Here is a 23,127-nt window from a genome sequence, read left to right as displayed (position 1 = left end):
CTGCGAGTCCGGGGTGTGGGTGTCCTCGTCCTCGCTGTAAAGCGTCACCTGTTCAATCGGCTTGTACTGGCTCTGTTCGTACGTCAGCGGGACAATCCGGTCGACGTAAATGGACGGGGTGTGGATACTCGCGGGGTCCAGCGCGCCGCGGGGCACGATCTCCTCCACCTCGACCACCGTCACCCGCGCGTTCATTGCGCAATCCGGCACGCCGGTGACCAGATTCTCCGGGCACGGGCCCCAGCGGTCGTCCGGCCACATCCGTCGCACCTTGTCCAGGTTGCCGCCGATTCCGCCGGTGGCGATGACGACGCCCGCGCCCCGAAGCTCAAACGCGCCTGTCTCGTCGTGGTTGGAGGCGGCGCCGCGCACGGCGGGGTCGTCGGCAAGCACGACGCCCGTCACCCCCACCGCCCGGCCGTTCTCGACGACGATGTCGTCGACGCGGTGGCGGAAGCGGAACTCCACCGTGCCCTCCTTCTCGGCCTGAAGAAGCGGCTCGCGGAACACGCGCACGACCTCGGGGCCGGTCCCCCAGGTGACGTGGAAGCGGGGAACGGAGTTGCCGTGGCCGGAGGCGTCGCCGGAGCCGCGCTCGGCCCAGCCGATGGTGGGCAGCACGCGCAGGCCGAGGCCCTTGAGGTAGCCGTGCATCTCGTGGGTGGCGAAGCGGACAAACTCGCGGCCCCATCTACGCGGCCACGTGTCGTTGTCGCCGGGGTCGTAGTCGGCGGAGTTCTCCCAGTCCATCCACGCGAGCTCTTCGTAGTCGTTGACCCGCATCATCTTCTGCTCGGGAGAGCCGACCATGAACAGGCCGCCGAGCGACCAAAACGCCTGACCCCCGAGATTCTCCCGGCTTTCCTGGTCGACGAAGATGACATGGCGTCCGGCTTTTTGGGCCTCGTAGCCGGCGACGAGGCCGGCCAGGCCGGTGCCGACGATGATGACCTTGTTAGCGTCAGGAGTGACATCTCTTGCTGTGCCCGGGTTCATGTGACACACGATACCCAGCGGAAATGTCATCTGTCCGCGAATTGGAAATGTAATCAGACGTTCACCTGGCGCGCCTCGGGTTCACCCGGCGACCCGCACCTACCCCGGGTAACGTTGACGGGAAACCCGCGCCCCGTCCCGGGCGCGTGTGTGTGACGAGAAAGGTTGTCAATAGTGAAGATTGCGATTCTGGGCGGAGACGGGTTCTGTGGCTGGCCCGCGTCCCTCCACCTCTCCGACCTCGGCCACGACGTCGTCATCGTGGACAACCTGTCGCGCCGCCGCATCGATGAGGAGCTCGGGGCGGAGTCGCTGACGCCGATCGCGTCGATCGAGGAGCGCCTCGCCGCGTGGAAAGAGGTCTCCGGCAAGGAGATCGGCTTCCGCAACGTCGACGTCGCCTGGGACTACGAGGCTCTCTCCGCGTTTATCAACGAGTTCCAGCCCGACGCCGTCGTCCACTTCGCGGAGCAGCGCGCCGCGCCGTACTCGATGAAGAACCAGCGCACGAAGCGCTACACCGTCGACAACAACGTCAACGCCACCCACAACCTGCTGGTCGCCATCGTGGAATCCGGCCTGGACATCCACGTCGTGCACCTGGGCACCATGGGCGTGTACGGCTACGGCACCGCCGGAATGAAAATCCCGGAGGGCTACCTCGACATCACGGTGGACACGGACGAGGGAACGACCGTCGAGCAGCAGATCCTCTACCCCACCAACCCGGGCTCGGTCTACCACCTGACCAAGGTGCTCGACCAGAATCTTTTCGCCTACTACGCCAAGAACGACGAGCTGCGCATCACCGACCTGCACCAGGGCATCATCTGGGGCACCCACACCCCTCAGACCGAGCGCGACGAGCGGTTGATCAACCGCTTCGATTACGACGGCGACTACGGCACCGTGCTCAACCGCTTCCTCATGCAGGCCGCGATCGGCTACCCGCTGACGGTGCACGGAACCGGCGGGCAGACGCGCGCGTTCATCCACATCCGCGACATGGCGAAGTGCATTGAGATCGCCCTGAACAACCCGCCGGCGCGCGGCGAGCGGGTGATGATTCTCAACCAGATGACCGAGACCCACCGCGTGCGCGAGCTCGCCGAGCTCGTCTCGAAGATCTCGGGCACCGAATTTGCGCTTGTGCCCAACCCCCGCAAGGAGGCCGCCGAGAACGAGCTGTACGTGAGCAACGATACGTTCCTCGACCTGGGGCTCAAGCCGACGAAACTCGCGGAGGGCCTCCTGCAGGAGGTTGAAGACGTGGCCAAGCGCTACGCCGACCGCGTCGACCGCTCGAAGATCCCCGCGCGCTCCCTGTGGACGCAGAACCAGTCCGAGGGCGTTCCCTCCGGCGAGAAGTAGTCAATGCGCATCGCCCTCTTCACGGAGGTCTTCCTGCCGAAGATCGACGGCATTGTCACGCGCGTGACGCGCACGCTCGACCAGTTGGCGGAGATGGGCCACGAGGTCATGGTGTTCGCGCCGGGCACGGGCCCGACGACGTACGCGGGCTTCGAGGTCGTGCGGATCCCCGCGGTGCCGTTTTGGCCCATCTACCCGGAAAACTTGGTCGGCCTGCCCACCCCGGGCGTATTCCGGCGCCTGAAGCAGTTCGCCCCGGACGTAGTGCACGCGGTCAATCCGATGTGGACGGCCGGGGCGGCCACGCTCGTCTCCGACCGCCTAGGCTACCCCATCCTCGCCTCCTTCCACACCGACGTGCCCGAGTACACGGTGCGCCTCGGGGCGGGGTGGCTGTCGGGCCCGGCGAAGTGGGGCATCCGCCTGTTCCACGGCAGGGCGCAGGTCAACCTGGTCACGTCCGCGCCGATGCTGGACAAGGCCGCGGAGTACAGCATCGACAACGTCGAGATCTGGCCCAAGGCCGTGGACACCGATGGTTTCGATCCGGCCAAGCGCACGCGCGAGATGCGCGCCATGCTTACCGACGGCCATCCCGACGCCCCCCTGGTCACCTACGTGGGCAGGGTGTCGGCGGAAAAATCCACGGCCCGCACGCTCGGAATCATGGAGGCGCTGCGCGAGCGTGTGCCCGACGCGCACCTGGCGGTCATCGGCGCGGGCCCGCAGCTCGACGAGCTAAAAAAGACCATGAACCGCGAGTGGATCACGTTCACCGGCTACATGTCGGGGGCGCAACTGCAGCAGGCCTACGCCTCGGGCGACGCGCTGCTGTTTCCCTCCACCACCGAGACGCTGGGCTTCGCCGCGCTGGAGGCGTTCGCCTCCGGGGTGCCGGTGGTCGGCGCGCGGGCGGGCGGGTTGCCCTACGTCATCGCCGACGGCGTGACCGGGTTTCTCGTCGACCCAGAGCTGCCCGACGCCGCGTGGGCCGGGCCGCTGGGCGATCTGCTTGTCGACGCCCCATTGCGCGCCCGGATGTCCCGCGCGGCGCGCGAGGAGGCGCTGCGCTGGTCGTGGGCCGCGTCCACGAACCGCCTGGTGGAGCTGTACGGGAAGGCCATCGCGGCCCGCCAAGTTGATCGTTGACACGTCACATGCCTTTATTGTCGACATGACAACGTTCAAGAATATTTCCCTGCTTCTCTCCCGCGTCCTCCTGGGCGTGATCCTCATCCCCCACGGCTGGCAGAGGTTCAACGAGTGGACCCTGGCCGGCACCAGCGAGGCGTTCGCCGGAATGGGCGTGCCCGCACCGGGCCTCACCAGCGCCATCGCCGCGACCGTCGAGCTCGTCGGCGCCATCGCCGCGGCCTCGCTCGCGCTCGCGGCGGCCGGCGCCGGCCTCTACAGCGTGGACGCCCTGCTGAACAACAGGAACGCGCGAACCCGCTAGCGGATGTCGGCGGGATCCTTGCGCTCGGGGTAGATCTCCGGGCGCACTCCCGCGATTTCCTCCACGATCCGGACCACCTGGTTGGAGTAGCCGTACTCGTTGTCGTACCAGACGTAGAGAACGAGGTGGTTGCCGGAGGTGATCGTGGCCAAACCGTCGACCACGCCGGCGTGGGTGGAGCCGAGCAGGTCGGTCGAGACAATATCGGGGGAATTGATGTAATCGATCTGCTGGCGCAGGTTGGAATCGGTGGAGACGCGGCGGAGGAACTCGTTGACCTCGTCCTTTTCCACTTCCTTGTCCAACTCCAGGTTCAGCACCGCCATGGAGTCGTCCGGGGTGGGGACGCGGATCGCGTTGCCGGTGAGCTTGCCCTCGAACTCCGGCAGCGCCTTGGACACGGCCTTAGCCGCGCCAGTCTCGGTGAGCACCATGTTCAGTCCTGCGGCGCGGCCGCGGCGCGGGCCCTTGTGGTAGTTGTCCGCCAGGTTCTGGTCGTTGGTGTAGGAGTGGACGGTTTCCACGTGTCCGTGGCGCACGCCGTAGCGGTCATTGATCACCTTGAGCACGGGGGTGATGCCGTTGGTGGTGCAGGAGGCGGCCGACAGGACGTTGTCGGAAGGATCGTCGGTGATGTCCTGGTGGTTGACGCCGTAGACAATGTTGCGCACGTCGCCCTTGCCCGGCGCGGTGAGCAGCGCCTTCTGCACGCCCTTGGACTCCAGGTGCTTGGACAGCCCCTCGCGGTCGCGCCACTTGCCGGTGTTGTCCACCACGATTGCGTCGTGGATGCCGTAGGCGGTGTAGTCGATCGAGGCCGGGTCGTCCGAGTAAATCATCTGGATGGCGGTGCCGTTGGCCCAGATGATCTCTTTGTCGTGGTCGACGGTGATGGTTCCGTTGAAGGCGCCGTGCACCGAGTCGCGGCGCAGCAGGGAGGCGCGCTTGACAATGTCGTCGTCCCCCTTCTTGCGCACCACCACGGCACGCAGGCGTACGCCGCCGTAGGTGGCCTCGCGGGCGATGAGGATGCGCGCCAGGAGGCGTCCGATGCGGCCGAAACCGTAGAGCACCACATCGCGCGGCTCGGTCTTCTTCGCCGTGCCGATCGCGCCGGCGAGCTCCTCCTCCAGGAAGGAGCGCAGGTCGGCGCCGTTCGTGCGGGAGTAGTTCTTGGCCAGCCGGCCCAGGTCGATCGAGCTGGTGCCCAGGTCCAGCTGCACGAGCTCCTTCAAAATCGGCAGCGTCTCATCCAGGGACAGCTCGCGCTCGACGATGCGGCGGGCGTAGCGGTGGGCCTTGATGATGTCGACGTCGGTCACCCCGACCAGAATGCGGCCGTAGATGGAGGTCACAGCGTTGTTCTCGCGGTGGAGCTGGCTGATCAGCGGCAGCATCTCCTGAGCGAGGGTGAGCTTGTGGTTCCAATCGTTCTGGGGAGCGGTCGATGCGGCAGGTGCAGTCACGGCGCGGTTTCCTTTGGTGGTAGCGGGGGTACGGTTGAGACCCCCCCTAGTCTAGCCAATCGGGCATGGTGAGACGGCCTTTACCCCTTCCTTTACCCCTTAATTGCTACCTCCGTGCACGAGGGCGTCGCGGTATTTCTCCGGGCTCGGCTCGGGGGCGAAGCGCGCGTCGTTGGTCTTGTCCACCAGCACCGCCCGCACCCCCTCCGCGAAATCCGGCTCCCGGTACATCACGGCGGCCAGGGCGCGCTCGTTGTCCAGGGCCTGCGCGAGGTCGAGCGTGGCGTTGGCCCGCAAGAGCTGGGTTGCCGCGACTAGCGCGGACGGGGACGCCTGCGCGAGAAGCTCCTTGTCCTCGTCGTTCAGGCGGCCGGAGATCTCGGCCCAGGACCCGCTGAAGCGCTCCTCGATGCCGCCGAGGCGGTCGGTGAGCGCCGAGTGCCCCGGCTCGAGGGCGACGGCGTCCAGCGCACCCACGCCCTCGTCGGCAATGCGCTCCACCAGCCCGTCGAGGGTTGAGACCTTGTGGGTGGCCAGCCCGGTGGCGAGCATGTCGTCGGGCGTGAGCCGGTAGCCCGTCAGCGCGAGATAGGTACCCAGGGCCTGCGAGGGCATCTTCGGCAGGTGCTGCAGCTTCCAGCTCATGCCCACGTCCGTGATGTAGCCGATGTTCATCTCTGGCATCGAGGCGAACGCGTCCTCGGTGACAACTAGGTGCGAGCCATGCGCGCTCACGCCGAGTCCGCCGCCCATAATCACGCCGCTGGCCAGAGCGATGTAGGGCTTGGGGTAGTTTGCTATCACCAGGTTCAGCGCGTACTCGTCGCTGAAGAAGGCGTCGACCTCGTCAGTGCGGCCGGAGAGCACGCCGTCGCGCGCCGCGCGGACGTCGCCGCCGGCGCAGAAGTGCTTGCTCGAGGAGCGGATCACGACCTGGTGGACGGAGGCGTCGTCACGCCAGCGCTCCAGCGCCTCCGCGATCAGCCGCACCATCTCGTGGTTCAACGAGTTCAGCGCCTTGGGGCGGTCGAGGGTGAGCACTCCGGTATGGTTCACAACGTCCGTTATCACAGGCTGGTTCATAATCACCAGTGTTACACGAAAGGTGGGCATGCCCGCACCCAAAATCGTCGCACTCGACATGGACGGAACACTCCTCGACTCCACCGGATCTATCCCGGATGCGTTCTGGGATCTGCTCCCCCGCGCGCGGGAGGCGGGCATGGCCATCACCCCCGCCTCCGGGCGCCAGCTGGCCACGCTGCGCGCCATGTTCTCCCGCGATGAGCCCGACACCTTCATCGCCGAGAACGGCGCCGTCGTGTGGCACCGCGGAGAGATCGTGTCGGTGCGGCCGTTGCCGGTCGATTCGGTGCGCCGCGTCGTCGACGCGCTCGAGCAGGCGGTGCTGTGCAAGCCGGAGGTGTCTTACACCCGCGCGGGCATGCCGCCGGAGTTCCAGGCCGAGGTGGACAAATACTACCTGGCCAACCAGCAGGTGAGCTCGCTTGCCGACGCCCTGGCAGGCGACCCGGACGACACCGTCAAGATCGCCGTCTACGCCGCCGGGGACGCGGAGCGCGACGTCCTGCCCGACCTCCAGCGCCTGGTCCCCGAGCTCAACCCCGTGGTCAGTTCGAAGCACTGGATCGACATCATGCCCCCGGAGGTGAACAAGGGAGTCGCGCTCCGGACGCTGGCCGAGAAGCTGGGTGTGCGCCGCGAGGACACCGCCGCGATCGGCGACTACCTCAACGACTACGCCATGCTCGAGGCCGCCGGCTGGGCGGTGGCGATGGGCAACGCCCACGAGGACCTCAAGCGCATCGCCGACGACGTGGTGGAGACCAACGACGAGAACGGCGCGCTGCGGCGCATCGGGCGGTGGCTGGAGCAGTGATCGACTTCTCGCGCAGCGCCGACGTCGTCGCCCCGCAGCTGCTCGGGTGCTACATCCAGCACAAGGGGGTCACCGTGCGTCTGACGGAGGTGGAGGCCTACCTGGGCGCGGGCGACGAGGCGTCCCACACCTTCCGGGGGATGACGCGGCGCAACGCCGCGATGTTCGGCCCGCCCGGCCGGCTCTACGTCTACCTCTCCTACGGCATCCACCTCAACGGCAACATCGTGTGCGCCCCCGAGGGCACGGGCCAGGGCTGCCTCATGCGCGCGGGGGAGGTTGTCGACGGCGTGGAACTCGCCCTCGCCCGACGCCAGCGCGCCGAGAACTTGGCGCGCGGCCCCGGCAACCTGGGCAAGGCGTTGGGGCTCGCGCTCGAGGACAACGGCACCCCCGTCACCCTTCTGCCCCGCACCGCCGAGCCCGAGTGGGTCGCCGGCCCGCGCATCGGCATCTCCAAGAACGCCGACGCCCCCTTGCGGTTCTGGATCCCGGGGGATCCGACGGTCTCCGGGCCCCGGCGGCGCTAGCTCTTCTTTTTCTTCTTGGCCTCGAGCTCGGCCGCGACGTCGGGCACGTAACGGAACTCAGTGCGCGGGGGGCGCTCGTACCCGTGTGACGGCGGCCGCGGCGGGATCTCCGGCAGGTCCTGTTCGAGGTGCTCGTAGGGGATCGTGGACAACAGGTGCGAGATGACGTTGATCCGGGAGCGCTTCTTGTCATCGGACTCCACCGTGTACCACGGCGCGGACGGGATATCGGTGTGCACGAACATCTCGTCCTTCGCGCGCGAGTAGTCCTCCCACTTGGAGATGGACTCGATATCCGTCGCGGAGAGCTTCCAGCGGCGCAGCGGGTCGTCGCGGCGCGCCACGAAACGGTCGTACTGCTCCTCGTCCGACACGGAGAACCAGTATTTGCGCAGCATGATGCCGTCCTCGACGAGCAGGCGCTCGAAGATCGGGGCCTGGTGGAGGAAACGGCGATACTCCTGCGAGGTGCAGTAGCCCATGACGCGCTCGACCCCGGCGCGGTTGTACCAGGAGCGGTCGAAGATGACGATTTCCCCGGCAGCGGGCAGCCGCTCCACGTAGCGCTGGAAGTACCACTGGCCCCGCTCGCGCTCGGTCGGCTTCGGCAGCGCCTCAATCCGGCAGGTGCGCGGGTTGAGGTACTGCGTGATGCGCTTGATGGCGGAACCCTTGCCGGCGGCGTCGCGGCCCTCCATGACGATGACCAGGCGCGCGCCGGTGGTGACAACCCAGTGCTGCATGGCCACAAGTTCGGCCTGCAGCCGCGCCAGCTCCTTTTCGTATGCCTGTCGTGAAAGCTTACTCAACCGTGAACTCCGCCATCGTGTCCCAGTCGCGCTTGCCCTCGATGAGCGTGTTGATGATCTGCGGGGTCCGCGCGAGGATCGTCGGGAAGTATTCCTGCGCCCGCTTGAAGTGGGCGGAGGTGACGTGGGCCTCCGCGGCGTCGTCCTCGAAGCCCTCGACCAGGATGTACTCCGCGGGGTTCTCCTCGCTGCGGTACCAGTCGAAGAACAGGCACCCGTCCTCGGCGCGGGTGGCGTCGGTGAAGTCGGTGACGAGCTCGCGGAAGTTGTCCACGTTTTCGGGCAGGGGCTGGAACTTGACGTTGATCAGGATCATGGTGCCAAGCGTACGCGGGCGGCTCAGGCCTCCAGCGCTTCGCCCAGCTCCAGCCACTCCGTCTCCAGCTCCTCGCGCTCGGCGCGCACGCGGGAAAGCTCGGCGGTCTTGTCCCCGATCGCCGCGAAGTCCGGGCTCGCGAGAGCCGACATCTGCGCGATCTCCGCCTCGATCGCCTCCGCCTGGCCATCGGCCTTGGCAATCTTGCGTTCAACCGCGTTCATTTGCTTGCGCAGCTCGTGCTTGTGCTTTTCGACGCCCGCCCCGCGCTCTTTCTCCCCGGCATCGGCCGGGACCGGTTGCGCGGCGTCGGCGGCGCGGCGGGAGAGGTACTGCTCGATTCCCCCCGGCAGGTTCGTGAGCGTCCCGTCGCCGAACAGCGCGTAACTGACATCCGTGACGCGCTCGATGAGGTAGCGGTCGTGCGAGATCACCACGAGCGTGCCGGGCCAGCCGTCGAGCAGGTCCTCGAGTTCCTGGAGCGTGTCGATGTCCAGGTCGTTGGTGGGCTCGTCGAGAAGCAAAACGTTCGGCTCGCCCATGAGCACGCGGGTGAGCTGCAGGCGGCGGCGCTCACCGCCGGAGAGGTCGCCGACGGGCGTGCGCTGGCGCTTCGGCGAGAACCCGAGGCGCTCGGCGAGCTGGGAGGCGGAAATTTCCTTGTTCCCCAGCTGGATGTAGTTGGCCACGTCCTCGACTGCGTCGATGACGCGGCGGGAGGGGTCGAGATCGTCCAATTCCTGGCGCAGCCACCCGATGCGGGTGGTTTTGCCCTCCACGCGCCTGCCGGCGGCCAGCGGGTACTCCCCGGCGAGCGTGCGCAGCAGCGTCGTCTTGCCGGAGCCGTTGACGCCGACGAGACCGATGCGCTCGCCCGGCGCGAGGCGCCACGTCAGGTGGTCGACGAGCATCCGGCCGTCCGGCGTCTCCACGCGCGCGTCCTCGAGCTCGATGACGATCTTGCCCTGCCGCTGCCGTGAAAACGCCATGAGCTCGACGGTGTCGCGGGGCGCGGGGACGTTCGAGATGAGCGCCTCGGCCGCCTCGATGCGGTAGCGCGGCTTCGAGGTGCGCGCGGGAGCGCCGCGGCGCAGCCAGGCCAACTCCTTGCGGGCCAGGTTTTGGCGGCGCTGCTCGATGGCGTCGGCCTGGCGGGCGCGCTCGGCGCGGGCGAACGTCCAATCGTTGTAACCGCCCTCGTAGACGTCGACGGTGCCGTCGTGGACCTCCCACGTCAGCGTAGCCACGGTGTCGAGGAACCAGCGGTCGTGGGTGACCACCACCACCGCGATCTTGCGCGCGAGCAGGTGCTCGGCGAGCCACTGCACGCCCTCCACGTCGAGGTGGTTCGTCGGCTCGTCCAGCACCACCAGGTCGAGATCCTGCACGAGGGCCGCGGCTAGGTTGACGCGGCGGCGTTCGCCGCCCGAGAGATCCCCCACCCGCGTGTCCAGCCCGAGCTCGGCCACGCCGGTGCCCTCGAGCACCTCGCGCACTTTGGCGTTGGAGGCCCACTGGTAGGTGTGCACACCGAGCGGCTCGACCACGGCCTGGCCGATGTTCAGGTCCTCGTCGAGATCGAAGCGCTGGGTGACCACGGCCATGCGCAGATCGGAGGTGTGGGACACGCGCCCTGCGTCGGGTGCCTCGATGCCGGTGAGCACCTCGAGCAGGGTGGTCTTGCCGCCGCCGTTGACGCCGACGATGCCGATGCGCTCGCCCGTCTGCACGCCGAGCGAGACGGAGTCGAGCAGGGTTTTTAGCCCCCACGACTTGGACACGTTCTCAAGGTTAATCAGATTCGACATGGGCTCCCTCAGCCGGGCCGGCGGCCACGACCGCCTCGTATTCGTGGTAGTTGTCCAGGATCTCGTTGCAGGCGTTGGACGCCTTCAGGAAGTCGGCACCCAAAAACGCCACCGTCGGGCCCGAGCCGGAGACCACCGCGTTCAAACCGTACTCGGACGCGACCGTAAGCAGGCGCCGCAGCTGGGGGCGCAGCGCCACGGCCGCGGGTTCGAGGTCGTTGTGCAGCGCAGCGGCCACGCGGCGCGGATCGCCGGTGACCAGGGCCTGCGCGAGTGCGGTGGTGTCCATGTGCGGAACCAGCGCTGGGTTGTCGTGGCGCATGTCGTCGAGACGCGAAAACGTCTGCCCCGTCGGCAGGGCGAGGCCAGGGTTGATAAACACCCACGCGTACTCCCCGCGCGCCATCATCTCCACGAGGTCATCTCCGCGGCCCGTGCCCAGCGCAGTGCCGCCCATCAGGCAGAACGGAACGTCCGCGCCGAGCGTTTTGCCGAGACGCACGAGGGTGTCATCGGTGAGCCGGCCGCCGCCGAACTCCGCGATGAATTCGTTGGCGGCCACGAGCGCCGCGGCCGCGTCCGCGGAACCGCCGGCCATCCCTCCCGCGACGAACACGCGCTTGTCCACCGCGATCCGCACCGGCGGCAGCGGGGCGGAAAACGTGCGCCGGTGCTCGGCCGCCACCGCCTCGACGGCGCGCCACGCGAGGTTCTTCTCGGTGTCAATGTCCTCGCCGGGCTCGCGGATCCGGAAACGCGTCGACATGCCGGTCACAACCGGACCCTGTGTCACCCGCTCCGCTTCGGTGTCCACCGTCAGGCGCACGGTCTCGCGCACATTGACCGCCTGGAACACGGTTGTCAGGTCGTGGTACCCGTCCGCGCGGACGTCCCCCACGCCCAGGTGGAGGTTGACCTTGGCGGGCGCCGACGCAGCGAACTCGACGATCACCTGTTCACACCCGCCTCGGCGAGACGGACGAAGTCATCCACCGAGAGCCGCTCGCCGCGCAGGCCGGGGTCGATCCCGGCGGCGGTCAGCGCCTCCTCGGCGCGCTGGGTGGAGCCGAAGGCGGCGGACAGCGTGGAGCGCAGGGTTTTGCGGCGCTGGGCAAACGCGGCGTCGACAAGCGGAAAAACCCGGGGCTGCAGTGAACGGTCGACGGAGGCGTCGACGTCGATTCGCACGAGCCCCGACTCGATGTTGGGGGCGGGCCAGAACACGTTCTTGCCGATCACCCCGGCGCGGCTCACGCGGCCGTAGAAGGAGGCTTTGACGCTGGGCACCCCGTAAATTTTCGAGCCGGGTTCCGCGGCGAGCCGGTCCGCGACCTCTTTCTGCACCATGACGAGGACTCGGCGGATCGTGGGGAACTCCTCCAGCATGTGCAGCAGCACCGGCACGGATACGTTGTAGGGCAGGTTGGCCACCAGCGCCGTGGGCATTCGGGATACCTGCGCGCGCGTGACACGCAGGGCGTCGGTGGTGACCACCTCGAGGCGCCCGGCGTACTCCGCGGCGCGCTCGCCGACGGTCTGGGCTAAGCGCCCCGCCAGCCTGGGGTCGATTTCGACGGCGATGACGTGGGACACGGTGTCCACCAGGCCGAGGGTCAGCGAGCCCAGGCCCGGGCCCACCTCGACGACGACGTCGTCGCCCGTCAGCTCCGCCGCCGCGACGATGCGGCGCACCGTGTTCGGGTCGTGGACGAAGTTCTGCCCGAGCTTCTTCGTGGGCGTGACCCCGAGCTCCCCGGCGAGCTGGCGCACCTCGACGGGGCCGAGCAGGTGGGAATCTGCCACTACTAGCGCAGCCCCATCTTCGCCGTGCACGCCGGCCACGCGCCCCAGCCCTGCGCTGCCTGGGTCTTCTGCGCAATGGCGATCTGCTGTTCGCGGGTCGCCAGGTCGGCGGTGGGCGCGTACTGCGTCCCGCCGTAGGCCGCCCACGTGCCGGCGCTGAACTGCAGGCCGCCGTGGTAGCCGTTGCCCGTATTAATGGACCAGTTGCCACCGGACTCGCACTGCGCGAGCGTGTCCCACACGGACCCGCCTGCGACGGCGGGCGCGGACGCAGATGCGACTGCTGCGGGCTGGGATGCGGCGGTCGTTGCAACCTTGGTGCCGCGGGCGACTGTGGCGGGCACCGCGGGGCGGGTCTCCTTCTCCTTCGCCACGGAGGTGGACTCCACGACGCCGTTGACGGTCACGGTGCGGTGGATCACCTGCTTGACGCCCTTGACCCCCTGCTTGCGCACCTCTTCGGTGCCCGCGGCGAGGTTGGCGTCGTCAACGTAGGTGGCGGGGGCGTCGAACTCCACCGTCTCGGCGCGCTCGGACACGTCAACGCGGTCGAGCACGATCTGCATGTTCGGCTCCACCGGGGCGTCCAGCGGGTGGTTGAGGCGGTCGTTCGTATCGAAGGTGATGCCGCGCGCGGCGAGCAAGTCGCCCACGGACTTCGCGGCCTCCGAGGTGTAGATCACGGTGCCGCCGTCGTTGATGGACACGATCTTCGGCGTGGTCACGTCGACGGTCATCCCGTCGCTGACCGGCTGGTCGGGGTTGACGTCGACGGCGGAGGCGGCGGTGAGGCCGGCCTCATCGACGAGGTCTGCCACGGTGGCCGCGGTGGAGGTCAGCTGGCGCTCCACCCCGTCGACCACGAGCGCGACCGGCTTCGCCGTGCGCACGGTGACGGTGTCGCCGGACTTCACCGCGTCCGAGGGCGCGGGGTAGACGAGGTCGGCGGCCCCGACCTGCACGCCAGCGGCCTGCAATGCGCCTTCGACGTCGGAGGAGTAGGTGCGCACCGTCGATGCCTCGCCGTTGACGTCCACAGTGACGTTCTTCTGAGCGGCGACGGCGACGGACGCGCCGCCGACGACGACGGCCCCCGCGACGCTCCCGGCGAGCACGCGGCGCGCGGCGGACGCGGCGGAGGAGGTAGCAGTGGTGGAGTTGATGCGCTTCGCAGCCATGAAAAATATCCCTCAGGTTGGTGCTTGGTACGGCAGTCGCTGTAACAATACGGTAACGAAAGGGTGTTTACAAGCCGCCGGCTAGACCGCGAACACCCGTGAAAAGGTCTCGCCCAGCTGCGCGGCCAGCTCCGCGGGCGCCACTCCCCGCTCGGCGGCGACCACCGTGGCGGTGTGCCCGATGAGCGCGGGCTCGTTGCGTGCGCCGCGGAACGGCTCCGGTGTCATGTACGGCGCGTCCGTCTCAATGAGCAGCTGCCCCGCCGGTGCCAGCGCCGCCGCCTCGCGCAGGTGCGCGTTGCGCTTGAACGTCACATTGCCCGCAAACGAGAGCACGTAACCCCTGTCAATGGCCTCCCGCGCCACGTCGACCGGGGAGGAAAAACAGTGCAGCATCACCTCGCGCGGGCGCGGGGAATCGGCCAGAATCCGCAGCAGCTCCGCGTCCCCCTCCCGGTTGTGGATCATGAGCGCCTTGCCGGTGGACACCGCCAGATCGATGTGCCAGCGCAACGCCTCCTCCTGCACCTCGAGGGAGGCTGTGTTCTCCGGGTCGTGGGTGAGCCAGTAGGTGTCGATGCCGGTCTCCCCCACGGCCACGCAGCGCGGGTCGGCGGCCAGCGCGGTGAGGCGTTCGCGGGCGGCGGCGTCCAGCTCGCCCGCGCGCGTCGGGTGAATCGCGCACGCCGCCCACACGCGCTCGTTGTCGTGGGCGGCCTGAAGCGCCGCCTCCGCTTCCTCCAGCCCGTCACCGACGGTGCACATGCGCTCCACCCCAGCCGCGGCGGCGCGCTCCACCAGCCCTGCCAGCCGGGATGCGTCCCCGACGGAGGTGAGGTGCGTGTGGGCGTCGACAAGCCCGGCGACGGGCTCGGCGGGAACGGGAATCGGGCGGGGCTTTCTGCTCATAGGATGAAGCTTATGGCATCCGAAAATTTCACCGACATTGATTCCGCCACCCGCTCCCAGATTGACAGAGACCTCGACGAGGCCGCCGCCCGCGGCATCGGCGGCGACGCCTACGCCGTCGCCGCGTCATTCGAGACCGTGATCACGGAGTACCTCTCCCGGGACCCCGACCTCAAACGCACCTTCTCCCGGGGCGAAGTCGCCCGCGTCTACGGCACCGCGCTCGGGGAAAGCCTCGTGCGCGACTACGGGTTCGCCTGGCAGTTGCTCAGCGACGACTACGGCACCGACCTCGTGGTCGCCGAGAGCCCCGAGCGCTACACCGCCCCCATCGTCGTCGTGGACGCCCGCTTCGAGGACGACGAGCCGGGGCGGCTCACCGCTTTCCTCACTCATTTCCTGCGAGCTCGTCCTCAATAAACACCCTGCGCGAGGCGACAATCCCGAGCGCGCCCATGACCAGCGACAGCGCGGCGAGCACCACGAGGATGGGGCCGAACGACCCGAGCTGGCCGTAGGCCACGCCCACGAGCAGGGGTCCCGCGGCCGCGAGCACGTAGCCGACCGGCTGCACGAACCCCGACAGGCGGGCGGTGCCGAGCACCGTGCGGGTGCGTGCCGGCATGAGAGCCAGCGCGAGCGGGAAGCACCAGCCGCCCAACCCCAGCAGCACGCACCACACGATGGGCGCGGCCTCCGCGGCGACGAGGATGCCGACGTAGCCCGCTGCGCTGGCGAGGCCGAACGCGATGACCAGCGGCGTGAGCGTGCGTATTCGCGCCACCGCGGCCGGCAGGAGCAGGCCGCCCCCGGCGCCGAGCAGGCCGATTAGCGCGAGGCCCAGCGTGGCCGTCGAGGCGGACACGCCCTGCTCGGTGAGCATCGAGGGCAGCCACCCCATCTGCACATAGGCGTTCATGGACTGCAGCCCGAAGAACACCATGAGCGCCAGCGCCGTCGGCGAGCGGTGCATCCCCGCCGCCCCGGCGGCGCCCGTCTGCTCGGGGCGGTCGTCACCTGCGCGGCCAACCACCACCGCCCACACCGCGACCTGGAGCAGCGCGGTGGACGCCCAGGCTCCCAGCGCGACCTGCCACGAGTCGGTGAACAGGGCGCTGAGCGGGCCCAACGCCGCCGACAGGGACAGCGCGACGGAGTACGTGGCGGTCATCGCCACCATGTGGCGGCCGCCGTACTTCTTGATCCACGCCGGCAGCAGCACGTTGACCATCGCGATTCCGCCGGCGACGGACACCGTGCCCAGAATGAACAGGGACATCAGCGGGGCGAACGGGCGCAGGAGGAGCCCGGCGGCCGTCGCCACGCCCGCGGCGAGCAGCGTCGGCGACAGGCCCACCCGGCGGGCCAGCGGCACCGCGGCGAGGCCGAAGATGCAAAACATGGCGCCCGGCATCGCGGTGATCACCCCGCCGAGCGACGCCGGGGCGCCGTAGTGGGCCACGACGTCGTCGAGCACGGCGCCTATCGACGCCATCCCGGCGCGCAGATTGATCGCGGCGGTAAACACCGCCACGAACCGCAGGACGATCGACATCGCCGCTACTGCACCGGCGCCCACGCGGGGCCGGTCTCCCCCAGCTCCGGATCGAGCTTGGCAATGAGCGGCTGCGGCTTGGGCAGCGTCGTGCCCGGCGTCACCTCGACGCGGCCCCACGTCGCCTTCTGCCCGGCGTAGTCGCCGGTAATGGTCAGGTAGGTCTGGCCCTCCTCGGGCAGGCCCACCCCCACGAGCTCGACGCCCTCCGCGTGGACATCGTCGACTACTTCCTCCACGCGCGGGGACGCTGCCCACACGCCGTCGCGGCCCAGGGTCTCGTGGACCTTCTGCGCGGTGTGCGGGATGAACGGGGTGAGCATGGCGTTGCAGTCCGAGACCACCTGCAGCGCCGTCCACAGCACGGTGGCGAGGCGGTCGCGCTGTGAGGCGTCCTTGGCCAGCTTCCACGGCTCGTTCTCCGCGATGTAGGCATTGGCCTCGCCCACCACGTGCATAACCTTGGTGATGGCGTTTTTGAACTTCGCCTCGCCCAAGTCCGCGCCGGCCTCGGCGAAGGTGCTCTCCGCCAAGTCGAGGATGCGCTGGTCCGACTCCGTGAGCTCGGCGGGCGCCGGGACCTCCTCGAAGTTCTTGTGGGCCATGGACACGGTGCGGTTGACCAGGTTGCCCCAGCCGTTGGCGAGCTCGTTGTTCACACGGCGGACGAACTCATCCCAGGTGAAGTCCGTGTCGTTGTTCTCCGGCCCGGCGACCGCGATGAAGTAGCGTAGCGGGTCGGGGCCGAACTCCGCGAGGAAGTCCTTGACGTAGATCACCACGCCCTTCGACGAGGAGAACTTCGAACCCGACATGGTGAGAAACTCCGAGGACACGACCTCAGTGGGCAGGTTCAGCTCGCCGAGCTTCCCCGCGGTCCCGCCCGCCGCGCCCTTGCCGGCGTAGCCGAGCAGCTCGGCCGGCCAGATCTGCGAGTGGAAGGTGATGTTGTCCTTGCCCATGAAGTAGTAGGCCTCGGTGGCCGGGTCCTGCCAGAACGCCTTCCAGGCGTCCGGGTTCCCGGAGCGCGCCGCCCACTCGATGGAGGCGGACAGGTAGCCCACCACCGCGTCGAACCACACGTAGAGCTTCTTCGAGGGGTTGTCCTGCCACCCCTCGACCGGGATCGGAATGCCCCAGTCGATGTCGCGGGTCATCGCGCGCGGGCGCATGTCCTCGAGCAGGTTGAGCGAGAACTTCAGCACGTTGGGGCGCCAGTCCTCGCGGGTTTCCAGCCACGCCTTCAAGGCGTCGTGAAGCGCGGGCAGATCGAGCATGAAGTGCTCGGTTTCCACGAACTCGGGCGTCTCCCCGTTGATTTTGGACACCGGGTTGATAAGGTCCGCCGGGTCGAGCTGGTTACCGCAGGTGTCGCACTGGTCGCCGCGGGCGTCGGTTGCTCCGCAGATCGGGCAGGTGCCCTCGATGTAGCGGTCGGGCAGGGTGCGGCCCGTGGACGGGGAAATCGCCCCGCTGGTGGTCTCCTTGACCATGTATCCGTTGGCGTGCAGGCCCTTGAACAGCTCCTGCACGACGGCGTAGTGGTTGCGCGTTGTCGTGCGCGTGAACAGATCGTAGGACAGGCCGAGGCCCGCGAGGTCCTCGACGATCTGCGCGTTGTAGCGGTCCGCCAACTCTTTGACCGTCACGCCCTCCTTGTCCGCCTGGACCAGAAGCGGGGTGCCGTGCTCGTCCGTGCCCGACACCATGAGCACATTGTTGCCCACCATGCGCTGGTAGCGGGCGAAGACGTCGGAGGGGACGCCGAATCCGGCGACGTGGCCAATGTGGCGCGGGCCGTTGGCGTAGGGCCAGGCCACGCAGACGAGGACGTTCACCGAGGTCTCATCAGTAGTCATGGCACCTAAGCTTACCGACGCCTCCGCGACGCCAAGCGCTCACGGTGGCGGCGGCGTTCCACGGCGAGCTGCCGGGCGAAACGCTCCTGCTCCTTCTTATCCAGATAGATGGTGTCGTTGGACACGTCCTTGACAATCGCCACCATGAGCGCGACCAGAATAATCAGGAACGGGGTGGCGGCCACGATGGTGACGGACTGCAGCGCGTTGAGCGCGTCGCTGCCGCCGCTGACCAGCAGCATCAGCCCGACAGCGGCGGTGCCCAGCCCGAAGATGGCGGCCAGCCACGGCTTGGCGTTGGTCTTGCCGCTCTGCGACATCGAGGCCATCACGGTGGAGGCGGAGTCAGCCGAGGTGATGAAGAAGGTGCCGAGCAAGATGACCGCGAACACGCCCATGAAGAAGCCGCCCGGCAAGGTGTGCAGCAGGTTGAACAGCTGCTCCTCGGCCGCACCAGAGCCGTAGATGGAGTTGCCCTCCTGCTCCAGCTTGATGGCGTAGCCGCCGAAGATGCAGAACCAGATGGTGGACAGCACCGAAGGCACGAGCATCACGCCGAGGCAGAACTCGCGGATCGTGCGCCCGCGGGAGATGCGGGCGAGGAACATGCCGACGAACGGCGACCAGGAAATCCACCACGCCCAGTAGAAGATGGTCCACCCGGAGAGGAACTCCCCCGCCTCGCCGTCGGCGCTCTCCGCCGTGCGTGCCGCCATGACGAAGAACTGGTCGATGTAGGAGCCGACCGCCGTCGGCAGCATGTTGAGGATGCTCACGGTCGGGCCGACGACGAAGACGAAGATGGCCAGCACCGCAGCGATGACCATGTTGAAGTTGGACAGCCAGCGGATGCCGCGGCCGACACCGGAAACGGCGGACAGCAGGAACGCCAGCGTGAGCACCGAGACGATGCCAATGGTGAGCTGGGTCGACGGGGAGGTGACGAACCCGGAGGCCTTCAGGCCCGAGGTGATCTGCAGCGCGCCGAGACCCAGCGAGCAGGCGGTACCGAAAATGGTGGCGAAGATGGCGAGGCCGTCGATCACCTTGCCTAGGACGCCGTCGGCGCCCTTCTGGCCGATGAGCGGGACAAAGGCGCTGGACAGCAGCTGCTTGCGGCCGAGGCGGAAGGTGGAGTAGGCGATGGCGAGGCCGATGACCGCGTAGACGGCCCAGGGGTGCAGCGTCCAGTGGAACATGGTCTGCGCCATGGACACGCCGACCTCGTGGTTGGGGCGCCCCGGGACGCCGTCGCGGTACATGCTCAGCGGCTCGGAGGCGCCGTAGAACATCAGGCCGATGCCCATGCCGGCGGCGAACATCATGGAGACCCACGAGGTCGTGGAGAACTCCGGCTGCTCGTCGGCGCCGCCGAGGCGGATGGAGCCGAACTTCGACAGCGCAATCACGATCACGAAGCCGACGAACACGGTGCCGAAGAGGACGAAGGCCCACCCCAAGTTCTCAATCACCCAGGTAAACGAGGCATCGGCGAACTCGGAGAAGTTGGCGGTGCCGAGCAGGCCCCACGCCACCACGGCCGCGACGACGAGCACCAGCGGGATGACGATGCTGTAGTCGATCGGCGCGTTGGAGTCCTCGGCCGCCAGCTCTACCGTGCCCTCGGGCGCGACGGGCCCGGTGTCGCCGCGGCCGTCCGCCTCGATGAGCGCAGCCAGCTCGCTGGTGGCGCTTGCCTCTCCTGTCTCTGAAACTCTTTCTGACATTCCTGCTCTCCTTCTGACGGTGTTCAGGCGATAGGCAGGTTACCCGAAAGATAGGGGAAAGCTAATTGGAGTTTCGGGTGACGAGCGCCTCATCGTAGAGCTCGCCGGCTTTCACCCCGTGGGTCCGGGCGACCTCCTTGACCGCGTCTTTGAGCCGCTCACCTGCGCGGACCCGCTCGAGAACGAGGTCGGTCAGCGCGGCGCTGTCCGGGGTGGTGGCCTCCCCGCCTTCGATCACCACCGTGATCTCGCCGCGCAACCCGTCCGCCGCCCACGCGGCGAGCTCCCCCAGCGGCGCGCGCCGGACCTCCTCGTAGGTCTTCGTCAGCTCCCGGCACACGGCCGCGCGCCGCGCATGCCCCAGGACGTCCGCGGCGTCGGCAAGCGTGGCCGCGATCCGGTGCGGGGACTCGAAGAAGCACACCGCCCTGTGCTCGCCCTGGAGCGTTTCCAGCCAGGCGCGACGCGCGCCCGCCTTGCGCGGGGCGAAGCCGTCGAAGATGAAGTGGCCCACGTTCAGGCCCGACAACGCCAGCGCGGTGGTCACCGCGGACGGCCCCGGGACGCAGGTGACCGGCACGCCGGCGTCGTGGGCGGCGGAGACGACCGAGTGGCCGGGGTCGGAGACGAGGGGCATGCCCGCGTCGGTGACAACGACGACGGTGCCGGTGCGGGCGGCGTCGATAAGCTCGGCGACCCGGCTGTCCTCGTTGTGGTCGAAGTTGGAGACGACCCTGGCTTTCAGCTCGATTCCGAGGGCGGCCGCGAGCTGGCGCGTGCGGCGCGTGTCCTCGGCGGCGATGACGTCGGCCGACTCCAAGGCTTCGACGAGCCGGGCGGAGGCGTCGCCGAGGTTGCCGAGCGGCGTGGCCGCCAGAACGATACCCATGTGGTCCAAGGGTAATATCCCGGGGGTGACTCCGGTTATTTCCCCCAGACCCGTGATCCTGCCCGCGGCGGTGCGGTGGGCGCGGCGCGACACCGTGGCGCTGGCCATCGTGGCCGGCTTCGCGCTGTTCACCCGATTTCTGGGCCTGACCCAGCCGACGGCCGGGGGCACCCCGATCTTCGACGAGAAGCACTACGTGCCCCAGGCGTGGGACGTGGTGCGCTCGGCGGGCAACCCCGTTATCGGCGGCATCGAGTCCAATCCGGCCTTCGGGCTGGTGGTCCACCCGCCGCTGGGAAAGCAGCTGCTCGCCATTGGTGAGGTTTTCTTCGGCTACACCCCGCTCGGCTGGCGGGTCATGCCGGCGCTGTTCGGGGTCGGCATCGTGGTGTTTACCTTCCTGCTGGCCAGGCGGCTGAGCCAGTCCACCACACTGGCGTTTCTCGCCGGCCTTCTCGCCGTATTCGACGGCGTGCTGCTGGTGACCTCCAAGTTCGGCATGCTCGACGTGTTCCAGGTCTTCTTCGTCGTCGCCGCCGCGTGGACCCTCGCCGGCGACATGCGGCAGGCTGCGTTCGCCCCGCGCCGCGTCCGCTGGTGGCGTTTCGCCACCGGGGTGCTCCTCGGCCTCGCGCTGTCCGTGAAATGGTCCGGCCTGTACTACATCGCGTTCTTCGGCCTGCTCTCGTCGTTCTGGGACCTGTGGCTCCGCCGGCGCCGCGGCGAGGCCCGACCCGTCAGGTCTACCTTGCTTCACGACGTCCCCCCGGCGCTCGCCTCGATCGTGCTCGTCCCCGCCCTGCTCTACATCTGGTCCTGGCGGGCCTGGTTCGCCTCGGAGACGTCCGTGTACCGCCACGCCGCCGTCGACGGCACCGTCGCCGGGTCGGACTGGCCCTGGCTCGGCGCGCTGCCGGACGCGGTGGCCAGCTGGCTGTACTACCACCTCTCGGTGGCGGAGTTTCACGCCAGCCTGACGTCGTCAAGCGGGCACTCGCACCCCTGGGACTCGAAGCCGTGGGCGTGGCTGGTGGGCGCGCGGCCGATCCTGTACTCCTCCGCCACCGACATCGAGTGCGGCGGCTCGACATGCCGCGAGATGATCTTCCTCTTCGGAACGCCCGCGATCTGGTGGGTCACCGTGCCCGTGCTGGCGTGGTCGGGGTGGGTGTGGCTCACCCGGCGGGACTACCGCGTCATCGTGCCGGTCGTGGCCTTCGCGGCGGGCTTTATCCCCTGGCTCGCGGCGTTCGACCGCCAGATGTACTTCTTCTACGCCGCTGCTCTCGCACCCTTTTCCATCGTGCTCATCGCGCTTGCGCTGGGCGCTGTGGCGGGCCTCGGCCGCCCCGTCCGCAGCGCACTCGTGCGCCGCGCCGCGGGCTACCCCATCACCTCGGGCCACCTCGCCGTGATCGGCTACATGGCCCTGGTGATCGGCATGTTCGTCTACTTCGCGCCGATCCTCTACGGGCTACGCATCCCGGAGAGCTCCTACAACGCCATCATGTGGCTTCCCAGCTGGACCTAGCCCCTGGGGTCCGCCCCGAGCATCCGCCAGACGTGGCTCACCCGGTGCCAGCGGTCGACCGCCAGCATGCCCACGAGCGCAACGAGGGTGGGCAGCAGGACCAGCAGGTGGCCCGCCAGCTCGCCATCAAGGATCGCGAACCCCAGGCTGAACGTGAACATCGTCCCCACCACGAGCGCGACACCGGGGATCTGGCCCGGCCGGGCCGCCGACAACAGCAGCGCGCTGGCCACCCCGAGCTTGCCCGCCGCCTGCTCGACCGCGCCGAGGGATTGGGCCGGAGACTGGACCAGGCCGTCAACCGCCCACACGCCCCACACGAGCGCCAGAACAACGAGCGCGACCCTGCCCAGGGCAAGCCACACCGTGCGGCGCCGGGAGATTCTGCGCCACTCGTCGTCCACCCCGTCCAAGATCAGCTGTGACAAGTCCTCCGGCGGGGCCATCCCGCCGTCCGCCTCCACGAACCGCAAGTTGTGCGACAGCGACAGCACGCGGTCGTAATAGGCGCGGCAGGAGGCGCAGTGGCTGACGTGGGCGTCGACCACGTCATCATCAAGCCCGGTGTCTTCCCCGTCCACGCGCGCCGACAGCGCGGCCCGCACCTCCTCATGGCTAAGCACGCGTCAGCACCCCATCGAGGCTCGCCCGCCCCGCGCCGAACACGACCACGATAAACAGCGCCGCAACCAGCACGAGCGGGTATTCCACGCCGCCGGCCTCGGCGAAAAAGCCGTTGCCCATGTGCACGAAGTACGCCGCAGAGGCCGCCAACAGCGCCAGCACGCCGGCGACCAGGGTGGTCAGCAGCCCGATAATGAGCAGGGAGCCGCCGATGAGCTCCACCGTTCCCGCCAGGTAGGCGCTTACCCGCGGCTGCGGGACGGCCCACTGCGCGAATTGGCGGGCGGTCTCGCCCATCCCGGTCTCAAACCAGCGGCGGTAGCCGCGCCCCACAAAGACGGCGCCGAGCACCACGCGCAGCAGGAGAAGTGCGAAGTCGCGGACCGCGGGCCTGTTCATG

At 68.5% G+C, this 23,127-nt stretch carries 22 protein-coding genes and 2 pseudogenes; 7 read left to right on the top strand and 17 right to left on the bottom strand.

Annotated elements, in window-relative coordinates; translation table 11 throughout:
* Positions 1 to 102 precede the first annotated feature (102 nt).
* Positions 103 to 210: pseudogene (locus BLS40_RS11345) on the bottom strand (CoA-transferase); the annotation flags it as partial.
* Positions 205 to 996 (bottom strand): annotated as a pseudogene (locus BLS40_RS00770) (FAD-binding protein); the annotation flags it as partial. The pseudogenes BLS40_RS00770 and BLS40_RS11345, both read right to left, overlap by 6 nt.
* Positions 997 to 1,170: 174 nt before the next feature.
* On the opposite strand from BLS40_RS00770, the gene BLS40_RS00765 reads away from it, so the two are divergent.
* The 3 genes from BLS40_RS00765 to BLS40_RS00755 are packed head-to-tail and all read left to right on the top strand — an operon-like array spanning position 1,171 to position 3,823.
* Positions 1,171 to 2,367, top strand: coding sequence for an NAD-dependent epimerase/dehydratase family protein (locus BLS40_RS00765; RefSeq protein ID WP_092147469.1), 1,197 nt, complete (start codon positions 1,171 to 1,173; stop codon positions 2,365 to 2,367).
* Between the two features lie 3 nt (positions 2,368 to 2,370).
* Positions 2,371 to 3,516 (top strand): glycosyltransferase family 4 protein, encoded by a 1,146-nt coding sequence (locus BLS40_RS00760; protein WP_092147466.1) that lies wholly within the window; start codon positions 2,371 to 2,373, stop codon positions 3,514 to 3,516.
* 25 nt (positions 3,517 to 3,541) lie between these two features.
* A complete protein-coding gene (locus tag BLS40_RS00755; protein ID WP_092147463.1) occupies positions 3,542 to 3,823 on the top strand; it encodes a DoxX family protein in 282 nt (93 codons plus the stop codon).
* Here the strand turns inward: BLS40_RS00755 and BLS40_RS00750 are convergent.
* A complete protein-coding gene (locus BLS40_RS00750) occupies positions 3,820 to 5,289 on the bottom strand; it encodes a glyceraldehyde-3-phosphate dehydrogenase (protein WP_092147460.1) in 1,470 nt (489 codons plus the stop codon). The two genes, BLS40_RS00755 and BLS40_RS00750, sit on opposite strands and share 4 nt — an antisense overlap.
* 99 nt (positions 5,290 to 5,388) lie before the next feature.
* Positions 5,389 to 6,372, bottom strand: coding sequence for a 3-hydroxyisobutyryl-CoA hydrolase (locus tag BLS40_RS00745; protein WP_092147457.1), 984 nt, complete (start codon positions 6,370 to 6,372; stop codon positions 5,389 to 5,391).
* A 28-nt stretch (positions 6,373 to 6,400) separates the two neighbouring features.
* Here BLS40_RS00745 and BLS40_RS00740 point away from each other — a divergent pair, with 28 nt between their 5' ends.
* Together BLS40_RS00740 and BLS40_RS00735 are read left to right on the top strand one after the other, a co-directional pair.
* Positions 6,401 to 7,189, top strand: a complete 789-nt coding sequence (locus tag BLS40_RS00740; RefSeq protein WP_092147454.1) for an HAD family hydrolase — start codon at positions 6,401 to 6,403, stop codon at positions 7,187 to 7,189.
* Complete coding sequence (locus BLS40_RS00735) at positions 7,186 to 7,719, top strand: DNA-3-methyladenine glycosylase (RefSeq protein ID WP_092147451.1); 534 nt, start codon at positions 7,186 to 7,188, stop codon at positions 7,717 to 7,719. The genes BLS40_RS00740 and BLS40_RS00735 overlap by 4 nt, the downstream gene beginning before the upstream one ends.
* Here the strand turns inward: BLS40_RS00735 and ppk2 are convergent.
* The 7 genes from ppk2 to BLS40_RS00700 all read right to left on the bottom strand — a co-directional run bounded on the left by ppk2 (position 7,716) and on the right by BLS40_RS00700 (position 14,542).
* Positions 7,716 to 8,528 (bottom strand): polyphosphate kinase 2, encoded by an 813-nt coding sequence (gene ppk2, locus BLS40_RS00730; protein ID WP_092147448.1) that lies wholly within the window; start codon positions 8,526 to 8,528, stop codon positions 7,716 to 7,718. The two genes, BLS40_RS00735 and ppk2, sit on opposite strands and share 4 nt — an antisense overlap.
* Entirely contained in the window at positions 8,521 to 8,844 is a 324-nt protein-coding gene (locus BLS40_RS00725; RefSeq protein ID WP_092147445.1) for a putative quinol monooxygenase, read from the bottom strand. The genes ppk2 and BLS40_RS00725 overlap by 8 nt, the downstream gene beginning before the upstream one ends.
* Before the next feature lie 23 nt (positions 8,845 to 8,867).
* Positions 8,868 to 10,652, bottom strand: coding sequence for an ABC-F family ATP-binding cassette domain-containing protein (locus BLS40_RS00720; RefSeq protein ID WP_092147442.1), 1,785 nt, complete (start codon positions 10,650 to 10,652; stop codon positions 8,868 to 8,870).
* The gene (locus BLS40_RS00715; RefSeq protein ID WP_092147439.1) at positions 10,636 to 11,604 is read right to left on the bottom strand and encodes a 4-(cytidine 5'-diphospho)-2-C-methyl-D-erythritol kinase; all 969 of its coding nucleotides are present in this window, start codon (positions 11,602 to 11,604) and stop codon (positions 10,636 to 10,638) included. The genes BLS40_RS00720 and BLS40_RS00715 overlap by 17 nt, the downstream gene beginning before the upstream one ends.
* Positions 11,601 to 12,455 carry a 16S rRNA (adenine(1518)-N(6)/adenine(1519)-N(6))-dimethyltransferase RsmA gene (rsmA, locus tag BLS40_RS00710; RefSeq protein ID WP_092147436.1) on the bottom strand — a complete coding sequence of 285 codons (855 nt, stop codon included), beginning with the start codon at positions 12,453 to 12,455 and terminating at the stop codon, positions 11,601 to 11,603. The genes BLS40_RS00715 and rsmA overlap by 4 nt, the downstream gene beginning before the upstream one ends.
* A gap of 2 nt (positions 12,456 to 12,457) precedes the next feature.
* Positions 12,458 to 13,633 (bottom strand): resuscitation-promoting factor, encoded by a 1,176-nt coding sequence (locus tag BLS40_RS00705; protein WP_092147433.1) that lies wholly within the window; start codon positions 13,631 to 13,633, stop codon positions 12,458 to 12,460.
* Between the two features lie 81 nt (positions 13,634 to 13,714).
* On the bottom strand, positions 13,715 to 14,542 hold the full coding sequence (locus BLS40_RS00700) for a TatD family hydrolase (protein WP_092147430.1): 828 nt from the start codon (positions 14,540 to 14,542) through the stop codon (positions 13,715 to 13,717).
* 12 nt (positions 14,543 to 14,554) lie between these two features.
* On the opposite strand from BLS40_RS00700, the gene BLS40_RS00695 reads away from it, so the two are divergent.
* The gene (locus BLS40_RS00695) at positions 14,555 to 14,962 is read left to right on the top strand and encodes a DUF3806 domain-containing protein (protein WP_092151989.1); all 408 of its coding nucleotides are present in this window, start codon (positions 14,555 to 14,557) and stop codon (positions 14,960 to 14,962) included.
* Here BLS40_RS00695 and BLS40_RS00690 read toward each other — a convergent pair.
* The 4 genes from BLS40_RS00690 to rsmI form a co-directional block, all read right to left on the bottom strand.
* Positions 14,931 to 16,097 (bottom strand): MFS transporter, encoded by a 1,167-nt coding sequence (locus BLS40_RS00690; RefSeq protein WP_092151987.1) that lies wholly within the window; start codon positions 16,095 to 16,097, stop codon positions 14,931 to 14,933. The genes BLS40_RS00695 and BLS40_RS00690 overlap by 32 nt on opposite strands.
* Positions 16,098 to 16,102: 5 nt before the next feature.
* Positions 16,103 to 17,956 (bottom strand): methionine--tRNA ligase, encoded by a 1,854-nt coding sequence (gene metG / locus BLS40_RS00685; protein ID WP_092147427.1) that lies wholly within the window; start codon positions 17,954 to 17,956, stop codon positions 16,103 to 16,105.
* 11 nt (positions 17,957 to 17,967) lie between these two features.
* The gene (locus BLS40_RS00680) at positions 17,968 to 19,683 is read right to left on the bottom strand and encodes a BCCT family transporter (RefSeq protein WP_092147424.1); all 1,716 of its coding nucleotides are present in this window, start codon (positions 19,681 to 19,683) and stop codon (positions 17,968 to 17,970) included.
* A gap of 61 nt (positions 19,684 to 19,744) precedes the next feature.
* A complete protein-coding gene (rsmI, locus tag BLS40_RS00675) occupies positions 19,745 to 20,572 on the bottom strand; it encodes a 16S rRNA (cytidine(1402)-2'-O)-methyltransferase (RefSeq protein WP_092147421.1) in 828 nt (275 codons plus the stop codon).
* Between rsmI and BLS40_RS00670 the strand changes: the two genes are divergently transcribed.
* Complete coding sequence (locus BLS40_RS00670) at positions 20,571 to 22,103, top strand: dolichyl-phosphate-mannose--protein mannosyltransferase (protein ID WP_092147418.1); 1,533 nt, start codon at positions 20,571 to 20,573, stop codon at positions 22,101 to 22,103. The genes rsmI and BLS40_RS00670 overlap by 2 nt on opposite strands.
* On the opposite strand, the gene BLS40_RS00665 is transcribed toward BLS40_RS00670, so the two are convergent.
* Both BLS40_RS00665 and BLS40_RS00660 read right to left on the bottom strand, forming a co-directional pair.
* The gene (locus BLS40_RS00665) at positions 22,100 to 22,726 is read right to left on the bottom strand and encodes a zf-HC2 domain-containing protein (protein ID WP_092147415.1); all 627 of its coding nucleotides are present in this window, start codon (positions 22,724 to 22,726) and stop codon (positions 22,100 to 22,102) included. The genes BLS40_RS00670 and BLS40_RS00665 overlap by 4 nt on opposite strands.
* Positions 22,719 to 23,126 (bottom strand): DoxX family protein, encoded by a 408-nt coding sequence (locus BLS40_RS00660; RefSeq protein ID WP_092147412.1) that lies wholly within the window; start codon positions 23,124 to 23,126, stop codon positions 22,719 to 22,721. Before BLS40_RS00660 ends, BLS40_RS00665 begins: the two co-directional genes overlap by 8 nt.
* Between the last annotated feature and the right edge of the window lies 1 nt (position 23,127).

It is taken from the genome of Corynebacterium mycetoides, from assembly GCF_900103625.1.
Classification (GTDB): Bacteria; Actinomycetota; Actinomycetes; order Mycobacteriales; family Mycobacteriaceae; genus Corynebacterium; species Corynebacterium mycetoides.
Note: the sequence above shows the minus strand (reverse complement) of the source record. Positions and strands in the feature narration are given on the sequence as shown.

Bases quoted from the DNA above. Each gene is read 5' to 3' on its own strand.
- BLS40_RS00740 (WP_092147454.1), top strand. From the start codon at position 6,401: ATGCCCGCACCCAAAATCGTCGCACTCGACATGGACGGAACACTCCTC.
- BLS40_RS00760 (WP_092147466.1), top strand. From the start codon at position 2,371: ATGCGCATCGCCCTCTTCACGGAGGTCTTCCTGCCGAAGATCGACGGC.
- metG (WP_092147427.1), bottom strand. From the start codon at position 17,956: ATGACTACTGATGAGACCTCGGTGAACGTCCTCGTCTGCGTGGCCTGG.
- rsmI (WP_092147421.1), bottom strand. From the start codon at position 20,572: ATGGGTATCGTTCTGGCGGCCACGCCGCTCGGCAACCTCGGCGACGCC.
- BLS40_RS00720 (WP_092147442.1), bottom strand. From the start codon at position 10,652: ATGTCGAATCTGATTAACCTTGAGAACGTGTCCAAGTCGTGGGGGCTA.
- BLS40_RS00670 (WP_092147418.1), top strand. From the start codon at position 20,571: ATGTGGTCCAAGGGTAATATCCCGGGGGTGACTCCGGTTATTTCCCCC.
- BLS40_RS00725 (WP_092147445.1), bottom strand. From the start codon at position 8,844: ATGATCCTGATCAACGTCAAGTTCCAGCCCCTGCCCGAAAACGTGGAC.
- BLS40_RS00690 (WP_092151987.1), bottom strand. From the start codon at position 16,097: ATGTCGATCGTCCTGCGGTTCGTGGCGGTGTTTACCGCCGCGATCAAT.
- BLS40_RS00755 (WP_092147463.1), top strand. From the start codon at position 3,542: ATGACAACGTTCAAGAATATTTCCCTGCTTCTCTCCCGCGTCCTCCTG.
- BLS40_RS00745 (WP_092147457.1), bottom strand. From the start codon at position 6,372: ATGAACCAGCCTGTGATAACGGACGTTGTGAACCATACCGGAGTGCTC.
- BLS40_RS00705 (WP_092147433.1), bottom strand. From the start codon at position 13,633: ATGGCTGCGAAGCGCATCAACTCCACCACTGCTACCTCCTCCGCCGCG.
- BLS40_RS00660 (WP_092147412.1), bottom strand. From the start codon at position 23,126: ATGAACAGGCCCGCGGTCCGCGACTTCGCACTTCTCCTGCTGCGCGTG.
- BLS40_RS00695 (WP_092151989.1), top strand. From the start codon at position 14,555: ATGGCATCCGAAAATTTCACCGACATTGATTCCGCCACCCGCTCCCAG.
- BLS40_RS00680 (WP_092147424.1), bottom strand. From the start codon at position 19,683: ATGTCAGAAAGAGTTTCAGAGACAGGAGAGGCAAGCGCCACCAGCGAG.
- BLS40_RS00700 (WP_092147430.1), bottom strand. From the start codon at position 14,542: ATGAGCAGAAAGCCCCGCCCGATTCCCGTTCCCGCCGAGCCCGTCGCC.